The 11,436-nt window shown below is 72.2% G+C and carries 16 protein-coding genes; 6 read left to right on the forward strand and 10 right to left on the reverse strand.

Features of this window, described 5'->3' with window-relative positions:
* Nucleotides 1-4 precede the first annotated feature (4 nt).
* On the reverse strand, nucleotides 5-94 hold the full coding sequence (gene kdpF / locus IF43_RS38655) for a K(+)-transporting ATPase subunit F (protein WP_037884112.1): 90 nt from the start codon (nucleotides 92-94) through the stop codon (nucleotides 5-7).
* 262 nt (nucleotides 95-356) lie between these two features.
* Here kdpF and IF43_RS0105305 point away from each other — a divergent pair, with 262 nt between their 5' ends.
* The 4 genes from IF43_RS0105305 to IF43_RS0105320 all read left to right on the forward strand — a co-directional run bounded on the left by IF43_RS0105305 (nucleotide 357) and on the right by IF43_RS0105320 (nucleotide 2,906).
* Nucleotides 357-584: a hypothetical protein gene (locus IF43_RS0105305; RefSeq protein ID WP_030194492.1), complete on the forward strand. Its 228-nt coding sequence runs from the start codon at nucleotides 357-359 to the stop codon at nucleotides 582-584.
* Between the two features lie 203 nt (nucleotides 585-787).
* Complete coding sequence (locus IF43_RS0105310) at nucleotides 788-1,120, forward strand: PadR family transcriptional regulator (protein ID WP_030194494.1); 333 nt, start codon at nucleotides 788-790, stop codon at nucleotides 1,118-1,120.
* Nucleotides 1,121-1,122: 2 nt separating this feature from the next.
* On the forward strand, nucleotides 1,123-1,500 hold the full coding sequence (locus IF43_RS0105315; protein WP_030194495.1) for a DUF1048 domain-containing protein: 378 nt from the start codon (nucleotides 1,123-1,125) through the stop codon (nucleotides 1,498-1,500).
* Between the two features lie 167 nt (nucleotides 1,501-1,667).
* Nucleotides 1,668-2,906 (forward strand): serine hydrolase, encoded by a 1,239-nt coding sequence (locus IF43_RS0105320; protein WP_030194498.1) that lies wholly within the window; start codon nucleotides 1,668-1,670, stop codon nucleotides 2,904-2,906.
* A 72-nt stretch (nucleotides 2,907-2,978) separates the two neighbouring features.
* Here IF43_RS0105320 and IF43_RS0105325 read toward each other — a convergent pair whose 3' ends face one another.
* Nucleotides 2,979-3,662, reverse strand: a complete 684-nt coding sequence (locus IF43_RS0105325; RefSeq protein ID WP_234331956.1) for a HemK2/MTQ2 family protein methyltransferase — start codon at nucleotides 3,660-3,662, stop codon at nucleotides 2,979-2,981.
* A 42-nt stretch (nucleotides 3,663-3,704) separates the two neighbouring features.
* Entirely contained in the window at nucleotides 3,705-3,953 is a 249-nt protein-coding gene (locus IF43_RS0105330) for a DUF6479 family protein (protein ID WP_030194503.1), read from the reverse strand.
* Nucleotides 3,954-4,140: 187 nt separating this feature from the next.
* Between IF43_RS0105330 and IF43_RS0105335 the strand changes: the two genes are divergently transcribed.
* The gene (locus tag IF43_RS0105335) at nucleotides 4,141-4,542 is read left to right on the forward strand and encodes an ATP-binding protein (RefSeq protein WP_030194504.1); all 402 of its coding nucleotides are present in this window, start codon (nucleotides 4,141-4,143) and stop codon (nucleotides 4,540-4,542) included.
* A 161-nt stretch (nucleotides 4,543-4,703) separates the two neighbouring features.
* Here IF43_RS0105335 and IF43_RS0105340 read toward each other — a convergent pair whose 3' ends face one another.
* The 6 genes from IF43_RS0105340 to IF43_RS0105365 all read right to left on the reverse strand — a co-directional run bounded on the left by IF43_RS0105340 (nucleotide 4,704) and on the right by IF43_RS0105365 (nucleotide 10,296).
* Nucleotides 4,704-5,726, reverse strand: coding sequence for a DNA topoisomerase IB (locus IF43_RS0105340; protein ID WP_030194507.1), 1,023 nt, complete (start codon nucleotides 5,724-5,726; stop codon nucleotides 4,704-4,706).
* Nucleotides 5,727-5,734: 8 nt separating this feature from the next.
* Nucleotides 5,735-5,926, reverse strand: coding sequence for a hypothetical protein (locus IF43_RS0105345; protein ID WP_030194509.1), 192 nt, complete (start codon nucleotides 5,924-5,926; stop codon nucleotides 5,735-5,737).
* Between the two features lie 66 nt (nucleotides 5,927-5,992).
* Nucleotides 5,993-8,374: a molybdopterin oxidoreductase family protein gene (locus IF43_RS0105350; RefSeq protein WP_030194511.1), complete on the reverse strand. Its 2,382-nt coding sequence runs from the start codon at nucleotides 8,372-8,374 to the stop codon at nucleotides 5,993-5,995.
* Nucleotides 8,375-8,524: 150 nt separating this feature from the next.
* Nucleotides 8,525-8,929: a hypothetical protein gene (locus IF43_RS0105355; RefSeq protein WP_030194513.1), complete on the reverse strand. Its 405-nt coding sequence runs from the start codon at nucleotides 8,927-8,929 to the stop codon at nucleotides 8,525-8,527.
* Nucleotides 8,930-8,958: 29 nt separating this feature from the next.
* Nucleotides 8,959-9,405: a roadblock/LC7 domain-containing protein gene (locus IF43_RS0105360; RefSeq protein ID WP_234331957.1), complete on the reverse strand. Its 447-nt coding sequence runs from the start codon at nucleotides 9,403-9,405 to the stop codon at nucleotides 8,959-8,961.
* Between the two features lie 93 nt (nucleotides 9,406-9,498).
* Nucleotides 9,499-10,296 carry a hypothetical protein gene (locus tag IF43_RS0105365; RefSeq protein WP_051794706.1) on the reverse strand — a complete coding sequence of 266 codons (798 nt, stop codon included), beginning with the start codon at nucleotides 10,294-10,296 and terminating at the stop codon, nucleotides 9,499-9,501.
* A gap of 328 nt (nucleotides 10,297-10,624) precedes the next feature.
* Here IF43_RS0105365 and IF43_RS0105370 point away from each other — a divergent pair, with 328 nt between their 5' ends.
* Nucleotides 10,625-11,044 (forward strand): hypothetical protein, encoded by a 420-nt coding sequence (locus IF43_RS0105370; protein WP_158939163.1) that lies wholly within the window; start codon nucleotides 10,625-10,627, stop codon nucleotides 11,042-11,044.
* Nucleotides 11,045-11,191: 147 nt separating this feature from the next.
* Here IF43_RS0105370 and IF43_RS0105375 read toward each other — a convergent pair whose 3' ends face one another.
* On the reverse strand, nucleotides 11,192-11,389 hold the full coding sequence (locus tag IF43_RS0105375; RefSeq protein WP_030194521.1) for a hypothetical protein: 198 nt from the start codon (nucleotides 11,387-11,389) through the stop codon (nucleotides 11,192-11,194).
* Nucleotides 11,390-11,436: the final 47 nt, after the last annotated feature.

Consider the following 11,436-nt stretch of genomic DNA (forward strand, 5'->3'; position numbering starts at 1 on the left):
GTGGCTAGAACCTCTCCGGCTTGACGAGGGCGAGGACGAGGTAGCCCAGCAGGGCGACGGCCACGACGAGGCCGACGATGTTCTCGGCGTTCACAGCTTGGTCACCCCCTTGGCGATGAGAGCCACCAGCGCGAACACCGCGACCGTGGTGACGACGAAGGCCAGATCGGCCATCGCGAGCTCCTGAGTGAAGTGGGTCGATGAATCGGCCAGATGGCCGATGACGAGACAACCGTGTCTTCAAGCCGGCGTTAAGGCGCCTTGACGGTGTCCATACGGGCGCAGGGGAACTCTTAACGCCACCCTTGCGGGAAGGGACGGGAAGGCCCGGTCAGCCCAGGTGGGGCAGGCCGGCTGTGGCCAGGGCGGAGCCGGCCTGCGCGACCAGTGCGACGGCCAACTGGCGGTCCTGTTCCGTGGGCAGCGGGCCGGGGCGGGGTTCCGGCGCGGAGACCGAACCCGCCCACCTGTGGCAGCGGCTGCTCCAGAACCAGCGCGGCTCCGTCGTCGCCCACGCGGTCCGCCGCGACACCGAAGCCGTGATCTGCCGGCTGCGCTTCCGGCTCACGGCCGACGCACGCTGATGGGCGTTGACGCACCTCTGACGGCGACTTGACGGTGGTGCCACCCCGCCGGCTCGTCCGGCGCAACGTCAGCGCCATGAGCGGACGCGCCGTCGAGGCCGCCGGGGAACCCCTTCGCTAATCCGTCTTGCTAAGTACCGGTAGTCGGCGTTACGGTGTACCGGTAGTCAACGTTGCTTAATAGCTCAGGGGGGAGGTGTTCCATGGCCAAGCTGCTGACCGAGATGCTCAAGGGCACGCTGGAGGGCGTCATCCTCGCGTCCCTGGCCGGCAGACCCGCCTACGGGTACGAGATCACGGCGCGCCTGCGGGAGCAGGGCTTCTCCGACATCGCCGAGGGCACCGTCTACGCGCTGCTCGTCAGGATGGAGAAGCGCGGTCTCGTCGACGTGGAGAAGGTCGCCTCGGAGAAGGGACCGCCGCGCAAGGTGCACTCCCTCAACGCCCAGGGGCGTGAATATCTCGAAGAGTTCTGGAGGACGTGGAGCTTCCTCGCGGAACGACTGGAACAGCTCCGCGAAGGGGAGGGCGGGTAGCCATGTCCGAGGTCGAGAAGAGCGGGATCATCGCGAAGGTGATCGGGCCCAAGAAGCGGTGGAGGGCCTACAAGGCGCGCGTCAAGGAGCTGCCCGCAGGCCACCGCACGGCGGTCGGGGCGATCGAGCGGCACCTGATGCACTTCGTGCCGGTCGACGCCGACAGCAATGCGGCGATGTTCGAGGACCTGGCCGACCTGTTCGAGGGGGCCGCCGCGGACGGCACGCCGATCCGCGAGATCGTCGGCGAGGACCCGGTGGAGTTCGCCGAGGCCTTCGCGCGGAACTACTCGGACGGCGGCTACGTCCCCGCCCGCGCGCGCAAGCGCCTCACCGACGACATCGAACGCGCCGCCGCCGAAGCGGCCGGGACGGTCTGACGGCGGCACGGCGGCACGGCGGCACGGCGAAACGGCGCACGTCCACGGGGGTGGCTCCCGGCGGGCCACCCCCGCCGCATGTCAGCGGCGGTGCCGCGAAGGCGACCGCACACATCACGGACGCCGCATCGAACTGGAGCTCGTAAGAACGGGCAGGGGGATTCACGATGGGACGAGGCAACAAAGGCTTCTCCGCGGCAGGACTTCGCAGACTGGGTGAGGTGCTGCGACGGCACGTGGAGTCCGGGAGGATCCCCGGGCTCGTCGCCCTGGTGAGCCGGGGCGAGGAGACACACGTCGAAGCGATCGGGACGATGCACCACGATGGCGGCCGTCCGATGCGCCGGGACACCATCTTCCGGATGGCCTCGACGACCAAGCCGGTCGCGTCCGCCGCGACGATGGTCCTGCTGGACGAGTGCCGCATACGGCTGGACGACCCGGTGGACCGGTGGCTTCCCGAGCTCGCCGACCGGCAGGTCCTCAAGCGGGCCGACGGGCCGCTCGACGAAACCGAGCCGTCGCGGCGCCCGATCACCGTGCGGGACCTGCTCACCTCCACGCTCGGCCTCGGGCTGGACATGACGGCGCCGACCTCTCCGATCATGGGCGCGATCTTCGAGCGAGGCGTGTACGGCCAGGAGGACGGCTGGCTGCTGCCGGCACCGGAGCCGGACGAGTGGATGCGCCGCCTGGGCACGCTCCCTCTGATGCACCAGCCCGGCGAGCGGTGGCTGTACAACGTCGGCGACGACGTGCTCGGAGTGCTGGTTGCCAGGGTCACCGGCCAGTCGTTCGAGGCGTTCCTGCGCGAGCGCGTCTTCGAGCCGCTGGGGATGAAGGACACCGGCTTCCACGTGCCCGCCGACAAGATCGACCGGCTGCCACCCCTGTACGCGCCGGATCCGCAGACCGGCGAGTTCACCGTGGCGGACGCGGCCGAAGGGGGACACCACAGCCGGCCCCCGGCGTTCCAGTCGGGCGGCGGCGGACTCGACTCCACGGTCGACGACTACCACGCCTACTTCCGGATGCTGCTGGATCACGGGACTCACGGCGGCCGGCGGATCCTGTCCCGGCCCGCGGTCGAGCTCATGACCACCAACCGCCTCCCCGCCGAGCAGCTGGCCGAGCGGGAGGACCGGGCCCGCAACCTCGTCCACCTGTCACACGGCCAGGGGCAGCACGGCGGCTGGGGCTTCGGGATGGCGGTGCGCACGTACCGCGGCGATTACGCGCCCGTCGGCCAGTTCGGCTGGGACGGCGGAACAGGCACCACCGCGTACGCCGACCCGGACCACGGGCTCGTCGGCATCCTCCTCACCCAGACCGGGATGTCCACACCGGATTCGGCGCGGGCCATCAGCGACTTCTGGACCACCCTCTACCAGGCGATGGACGACTGACCGGCCCACCTGGTCGAGGCAGACCCGACGCCGGCCAGAGCGTCAGAATCGACGCCGGCCGGACGATTGCCGTCAGAGTCGCCGTGCGCGGACGACGACCAGTTCCTCGCGGTCGGCGCCGTCCTGCACCAGGCCCTGGGCCTGCAACCAGGCCCGCCGTGAACGCAGGACCGGCCCCCACGCCACCTCGGCGCGGTCGGTGACCTGTGCCGGGAGCCCGTGGTCCGCCAGGAGGGCCAGGGTCCGCTCCGGCCCGCACAGCTGGGAGTGGACCATCAGCAGGACGCCCCCGGGCCGCAGCACGTCCGCGGCGGCCGCGCAGACACGGTCGATGACGGCCCGCCCGTCGGCGCCCGCGTCCCAGGCCCGGGCCGCTCCCTTCGGCGGAGAGGCGTCGGGCGTGGGGACGTAGGGCGGATTGGCCAGCATCAGATCGAAGCGGGCCCCCGCGGTACGGGCGGCGAAGTCGCCGTGCAGGACGCGCAGACGCAGGCGCCGGCGCCAGGCGTTCAACCGGGCCGCCAGAACGGCGCGCCACGCGATGTCCACGGCCGTGACGGTCGCGCCCCGGGCTGCCGCACGGAGGGCGAGCGCTCCGGTGCCCGTACCGATCTCGAGTACCTCGTCACGAGGTCCCAGGCGCTCCCTGGCGAGGGCGTCGGCGAGCAGCAGGGTGTCGGCCTGGGGGCGGTACACGCCGGGCGGCGCGATCAGGCCCGTGACGGGGATCTCGTACGTCGAGGCGGTGCTGGTCACCCGTACCTCCGGCAAGGCGCGCCCGACCACGAGCGCTGCGGATCAGCGGTGGCGCGGCCCGTCGGGGCCGCCGGTCGACTCGTCCGGCGTCTGCCAGGAGTCCTCACGGGCCCGGGCGGGCGGCGTGTGGTCCATGGGCCGCGCACCGGGATCCCTGCGCGCCCGGACGCGGCGGGAGCCGTACCAGAACGCAGAGATCAGCACCGCGACCACGACCACTCCGGCCGCGATCATCCACAGGCTCGGGGATCCGACGGCGGCAAGGGGAACGGAGGCGAGAGAAGCGATCATGCGCCGCGTCTACCCCTGGTCCCGGATTTCTCACACAGGAAGTGTCCGCTGCACCGCCCGGTGAGCGGGCGGCGCGTCGTCGACGTCGCGCTACCGGGGATCGGCGGGTCCAAGGGGGAATGGGGTCGGCGACGTGGGGCAGCAGCGCGGGTCAGAGCCGGTAACGCGAGCGGTTCGAGGAGGGCTGATGGCCCATCCCGTACGACGCCGGTGCGACTGCGGCACCGTGGGGGCCGCGGCCCGGGCGCGCGAGGAGGTCCGCCGCTTCGTCGACGACGCCCGCACCTGTGGCCACGTCGTCCCCGCCGTCGTCCAGGAGACCGCGCTGCTGGTCGTGTCCGAGCTGGTCACCAACGCCGTCCGCCACACCCCGGGGCCCTGCACCCTGGCGCTGGCCTGGGCCGGGGGCGGCATCGACGTCGACGTCACCGACACCAGCCCGGAAGTCCCCCGCCTGCGGGCACAGGACGTGGCGGGCGCCGGCGACGGGTTCGGCTGGCGACTGGTGAACCGGCTGGCCGAGGGCGTGGAGGTCCGACCGACGCCCGAGGGCGGCAAGACCGTCCACGTCCACCTCGCGGCGGCCTGAGCGCCGACCGGCTCGGGGGCATGCCGGCCGGCCGTACCGTGGTCGGGATCGGAGTCCTGCGCACAGGACCATCCTCAGGACCCGGCCCGCTTGCAGGAGCTCGGCAGGACCGGCCCGCGTGCACGGGCTCGGTCAGGACCGGCCTGCTTGCACGGGCTCGGTCAGGGCCGGCCCGCGTGCAGGAGCCTCAGAACGGCCCGCTCGACCGCCCCCTGGGTGGCGGGCCGCCCCAGGGGGCCGTCCTCGCCCAGGACGCCGAGGGCGGGGGCGACGGTCCGGCCGTCCTCGTAGAGCTCGATGACGCGGGGGTCGATGTAGGAAGCCCTGCACACGGCGGGCGTGTTGCCCAGGTATTCGCTGACCTCGCGCACGGCGCGCGCCTCGATCCTGCCGCGCCGGACGGGGGACGCGTCGGCCGCGCCCTGGGACACGGCCAGTGCCACCGCCGCGAGCACGGTGGCGTACCAGGTCCTGAAGTCCTTCGCGGTCACGTCCCGACCCGACCCCGCCCGCAGGTACGCGTTCAGGTCCTCGGCGTGGACCTCGTGCCACGCCCCGTGCTCCCAGTACGCGAAGAGCCGCGGCCCGGGTTCCCTGCGCCGGATCAGCGCCCTGACCACCCGGTGAGCCTGCTCGTCCACGAGCGTCCGGGTGATCGTCCGGCCGGACTTGGCCGGGAAGTGCAGCCGGATCTCGCCCCTCCGGCACGTGGCGTGCTCGCGCAGCAGCGTGGTGAGGCCGAAGCTTCCGTTGTCCCGGGCGTACCGTTCGCCCCCGATCCGCAGGAACCCCAGGTCGAGCAGCCTGGTCATGCAGGCCAGGACCCGGGCCCGGGTGAGGCCGCGCCCGGCGAGGTCGTGCGTCACCTGCGCGCGCAGCCGGGGCAGCGAGCGGGCCACGCTCTGGACGTGCCTGTGCTTGGCGGCGTCCTGCTGTTCACGGAACGCGGGGTGGTAGAGGTACTGGCGTCGCCCGGCGGCGTCGGTACCCACGGCCTGGATGTGGCCGTTCGGCCACGGGCAGATCCAGACGTCCTTCCAGGCGGGGGGTATCACGAGGGCGCGGGCCCGCCGCAGGTCCGGCTCCGCCGGCGGGCGGCCGTCCGCGCCGAGGTACCGGAAGCCCCGGCCGTGGCGCACCCGTCGCAGGCCGGCCACGTGGGGGTCGCTGGTCCGCAGCCGCACGGCGGCTGTCAGTCCGTGTCAGGGTGTGCCTGCGTGCGCAGGGTCCACGCCTGTCCCGAACAGTCGTAGGGCAGCGGCGGGAAGCGGTGCCCCCGTACGTCGGTGCTCTTGCTCCACAGGTGGACCTTGCCGCAGTCGCAGGCGTAGATGCCGCTCTGCGGCACGACCTCACCCGGCTTCCATGGTCCTGGGTCGCTCATGCCAGGCGTCTACCCGCACGGACGCGGTCACACCCCGGCGGTGGCGGTGGGTTCGTGCGCGGCCGGTCAGACCTTGAGGGGGCGGCCGGGGCGGCCGGGGCGGCCGGCTCGTTCGACGAGCCTCAGGGCCGCTGCGGCCGTCTTGAACTGCGGCTGCTTGGAAACGGGATCCCAGACGGTGGCGATCACCTCGTTCGCGGCCCGCCCCGGAACTCCGGAGCGCGGGGCGCAGCCGGCCGGGGTGTCCCAGTACCCGTAGTGGAAGGGCACGAACAGGACTCCCGGGCGGACGGAGCCGATGCGCAGTCGTCCGCGCAGTGCTCCGCACCGCGTGGTGACCTCGACGAGGTCGCCTTCCGCCAGCCCGAGGCGGGTGGCGTCGGCGTCCGCGATCTCCACCCACACGTCCGGGGCGGCGTCCGCGAGTTGGGGCGTGCGTCCCGTCTTGGTGCGGGTGTGGAAGTGGTAGAGGGTGCGTCCGGTGGTCAGGTGGAAGGGGTGGTGCTCGTCCGGCCACTCCTGCGGCGGGACGTAGGGGGCGGGCCTGATGAGCGCCTTCCCGTCGGGGTTCACCGACCGGTACCACTCCTCGCCCAGCGGCTCGCCGGTCACCAGGTCCTTGCCGTACGACTCGCACAGGTCCGGATGGGCCCAGGCCGCGCCGTGGCGGTAGAGGCGGTCCGTGCCGTCGGGGGCGTGCCCGGTGCACGGCCACTGGATGCCGCTGGGGCCGCGGAGCTTCTCGTAGCTCAGCCCGCTGTAGTCGCAGGGGCGTCCGGCGCTGCACCGCTTCCAGGCCTCGAAGGCCTCCTCGGGACCGCTCCAGTGGACCAGGCGGCCGCCGTCCTTGTCCTCGAAGCCCATACGGGCCGCGTAGTCGAGGAAGATCTCCAGGTCCGGCCGGGCCTCGCCGGGTGGGTCCACGGCCTTCTCGGACAGGTGGACGGTGCGGTCGGCGTTGGTGAAGGTGCCCGTCTTCTCGCCCCACGTGGCTGCGGGCAGCACCACGTCGGCGAACTGCGCGGTCTCGGTCAGGAACAGGTCCTGGACGACCGTGAACAGGCCGTCCTGGGAGAGGATCGAGCGGATCCGCGCCAGTTCGGGCAGGGACACGGCCGGGTTGGTGGCGCTGATCCACAGCATCCGTACCGCGCCCTGCTCCGCCAGGCGGAAGATCTCCATGGCGTGCGTGGGAGGTCCGTCGTGGGGGATGGCCGACGGTTCCACGTTCCAGAGCCGCGCCAGGTCGGCCACGTGGTCCTCGTTCTGCCAGTTCCGGAAGCCCGGCAGGTCCCCGTCGGCTCCGCACTCGCGCGTGTTCTCCGCGGTGGGCTGGCCGTTCATCTGGAGGACCCCGGCCCCGGGACGGCCGAGCATGCCGCGCAGCAGGTGCAGGTTGTTGACCTGGACGGCCGCGGCGGTCGCCTGGTTCGCCTGGTAGAACCCCTGCAGCACCGTGGACAGCAGCCGGTCGGCGGTGCCGAGCAGCTCGGCGGCCTCCTCGATCGCGACTGCCGGTACGTCGCAGATGTCGGCGGCCCACCGGGGCGTGCACGGTTCGACCTGCTCGCACAGGGCGTCGAAGCCGACCGTGTGCCGGGCGATGAACCCCGGGTCGGTCCAGCCGTTCCGGACGACCTCGTGCAGCAGGGCGTCGAGCAGTGCCACGTTGGTGCCGAGGCGGGGCGCGAGGTGTACGGTCGCCCGGCGCGCCACCGGGGTGCGCCGCGGGTCGACGCACAGCAGACGGGGCGGGTCCGGACCGTCCAGCCGGTCCAGGATGCGCATCCACTGGACGACCTGGGTCTCTGCGATGTTGTGTCCGAACAGGGCGACGGCGTCCGCGTGGTCGATGTCCTCGTACGAGCCGGGCTGGCCGTCGCTGCCGAAGGACTCCTTCAGCGCCTCCGCCGCCGTCGCCGTGCACAGACGGGTGTTGCCGTCGAGATGCGGGGTGCCGATCCCGGCCCGGGCGAGGACGGCGAGCGTGTAGTACTCCTCCAGGAAGAGCTGCCCGGAGGTGTAGAAGGCGAGCGCCTCCGGCCCGCGGGAAGCGATGAGTTCCCGCGACCTGGCCACGATGCGCCCCATCGCCGTGGGCCAGTCGCTGTCGACGAGGCGTCCGCCCTCGCGGACCAGCGGCCGGGTCAGCCGGTCCGCGGAGCCGTTCGCCTGCCACGCGTACAGGTCCTTCGGCTCCAACCGGCCCCGGTTGACGCGGTCGCCGGACCGGCCGCGGACCCCGACGATCCGCCCGTCCCGGACGGCGATGTCCATCGCGTCACCGTCGGAGTGCAGGAGCGAAGCCGCCCGCACCCATACGTCCACGTCCTGCTCGGACACCCCCTCGGCCAGGCAGGAGTCGGTGCGTACGGGCCACTCCCCGCCCCGGCCGTAGGGGGTGCGGCGCCCCCACGGATCGGCGATCCGGTCACCGGACCCGCCCATCGGACTCCGCCTCACGGCCGCTCCTCTCCACCGTCCGGCGCCGTCGGCGCCGAACCCTTGACGGACGGCGCCTACCCGGAGCGCGCCGTCCGACACGGTGCCGTCAGGGGCGGAGGGCTGCGCCGGACGCGCGTACGGGCGCGGGGCCGCTCACAGCTGTCCCTGGTCCTTCAGGACGCGGCGGGCCTGGGCGAAGAGCATGCCCACGTTCACCGTCTTGCGGCAGACGACCACCGCCACGACCTCGTCGTCGCTCTCCACCCTGAGGAAGAGGTGCGCGAGGTTGTCGCTGTTGACGAGGATCTCCTGGAAGTAGTGGCGGTCGCTGACGACCCCGCGGCGCTCCTTGAAGATGCCCTCGATCATCAGGACGTTGCGGCCCTGGAACAGGTCGAGGGTGGCCGCCGCCAGCATGTCGAGCACCTCCGGCGGGTGCGAGTCGACGGTCTCCACCGACAGCAGCATGCCCGTGGACATGTCGATGACTCCCGCGGCCACGCAGTCCGGTACTTCGGCGCGCAAGGCCTTGACGATGCTCGTGACCCGCCCCGCCATGGTCTGCGGTCCTCGCGATTCCGACCCGCTCATCGTGCTCCTTCTTCGGTTCCGTCGGGCTGTCCCGCTGCCGGGTACCGCGGAGCGGCCGCGTCCGCCTCGGGTTGGGTGAGCAGGGTGGTGATGCGTTGCGCGGAGGCCTGCGCCTCGATGTGCAGGCGGGCGATGTCCATGCCCGCGTCGCCGAGCACCCCGATCAGCGCCATCTCGCCGAGGGCGTGGGTGACGAGGTAGCCGTCGGTGAACCGGGACACCGTGTGGTGGAGCATGCCCCTGCTGGTCATGGACCCTGCCCGGCGGGCGATGCTGAGGGTCGCCGCGGTGAGGGCGGCCAGGCTCTCGGGTTCCGCGGTGTCGTCGGTCTCCGCGGTGATCAGCAGGCCGTCGACGGAGGCCACCACGACGTCGGTGACGCCGACGACCTGTTCCCTCAGTGTCCTCACCTCTGCTACCAGCTGGGCTTTCCTGGTTGTCACTGCTCTCCTGTCATGTTCGTTGTGCGTGTGCCGCCGGTGGCGGTCGACGAGGGCGTCCGCCACCGGAACGTGCTGCTCGGCCCCGCCGGCCCGCTAGTGACCGGCCGCCGGCCTGAGCGGCAGGACGTCGTTGACGCCGCTGGCCCCCGGCAGGCGGCGCGGCAGGCCGCCCGCGGTGGTGCCGGGTCTGACGAGGTGGTCCCTGGGCCGGGCGGGTACCACCGCCTCGGCCAGCCCCTCCATCAGCAGCCGGGACACCTCCACCGCGACGGCGTACAGGCTGCGGCCGAGGAGGAACGCGATGTCCCTGGCGCTGCGTCGGCCGTTCAGCCGGAGCAGGACCTCCCGACGTTCTCCGGTCGCGGCGGTGTCCAGCGCCGCGGTGCCGGCCTCCGTCCGGCTCAGCCGGGTGCGGAAGGGCGAGAAGGGGTGGCGGCGCGAGACGAGGGCCCGGATCCGCCGTTCCGCCTCGCGTACCAGCCAGTCGGGTTCGATGGCCTGGGGGGCGGCCAGTCGACAGCCGTATGCGTCCCGGTCCAATCTGAAACCATCAATTCTGCCCATTCCGACGGCGAGGGCTCCGTCCAGCGCTGCGGCTACGCATATCAGCTGCAATTCCGCGGCGCCGACCAGTTCGCGGGCGATGAGCTCGGCTCCGACGGCATGCCCCGCGGTAGTCGACCGGGTGGCGGAGGCCCAGTCCGCCTCGCTGAGCCGGCCGGATCGCAGGAGCAGGGTCTCCGCCCCGGGCGCTCCCGGTGAGACCACCTCGACGATCGCGCCGCCGCTGAGGTGGAAGGCTCCGCCAGGATCCCCGGCCACCAGCAGTGTTCCGGAGATCCGGTCCAGCGGCGCCTCGGTCAGGGCCCTGGCGAGTTCCAGCCCCCTCACGTGCGACGGTTTCCTGAAGGCCGGTACATCAATTTCTGACATTCCCCTGCAATCGGCCGCGCTTTCCATGGATTCCCGTCACTGAAAATCCTGATGCGTCAGCCCGGGAAGAGATAGTCAGCCTAAAGGGTTAATGGACGGCGGGCGGCTTGACGTCCGTTTATTCGCGCCAAGTGAACTTTTGTGATCTGTTCAAATCCTCTTGGTTTCGGATTTGGTTGCTCTGCTCGGAGGATCTGTGCTGTGCCTGCCGGGGGCTCGCCGCCGGGTGGTCGGCTGCGTCATGACGGCGGGTGCGCCGCCCGGCCGCGTTGTCAGGCTGCGCGCCATGGACGACGATCTCGAGCTGCGTACGTTTCGGGTCGGCGAGATCCGCGCCGAGTTGCGTGAGCTGCGCATCCGGGACGACCTCGAAGGCATGCTCGAGGGCACGCCGTACCTGCACCGCCGGTTCAGGATCCTGCAGTTGGAGAAGCGGCTGGCGAAGTCGCAGGGTCTGTACGTGCACGACCTGGACCGCATTCGGGCCGATGCGGCCGCGCGGGTGGACACCTGGCTGCCGCGGGCCAGGGTGGAGGCGAGGCTGAGTGCGCCCTGGCTGCCCGACGGCGTGGTCGAGGACGGTCATACCGAGCTGTCGGTGGTGTGGTTCCAGCAGCCCGGCGCGGACCCCTTCGGCCGGTTGGCCGAGATCCTGCGTCCGCTGGACTGGACCGCGCTGGCCCGGTTCGAGGCGGACTTCGACTGATCGGCCCGCGTGGCAGACCGAGGGCATCTGGACCACGCCGCCCCCGTGAGGGCCGAGCGGGCGTGACGGTCGAAGGGCGGGTGGGCAGGCGTGGGGGTCCGGGGGCGTAGGTGGCCGCAGGGGTCCGGGCGGCCGCGACGAGGGCCGTCACACCACCGAGGCCAGGGCGGAGGTCACGGCGGCCGCGAGCGTCAGCACCGCGGCGAACGTCACGGCGGCCCGTGCCAGGGCGGTGGCGTAGGACGCGCCGTCGAGGCGCGCGAGCTTGCCCGCGCCGGCCGCGGCCAGCAGGGCGAACAGCAGCACCAGCGCGGTGACGACCAGGACGAGTACGGGAGTGGGCACGACGACTCCGAGCGGTTGACCGGCCAGGGGCAGGACCGAGCGTCGGG

The sequence above is a fragment of the Streptomyces sp. NRRL S-87 genome (assembly GCF_000719335.1).
GTDB lineage: Bacteria > Actinomycetota > Actinomycetes > Streptomycetales > Streptomycetaceae > Streptomyces.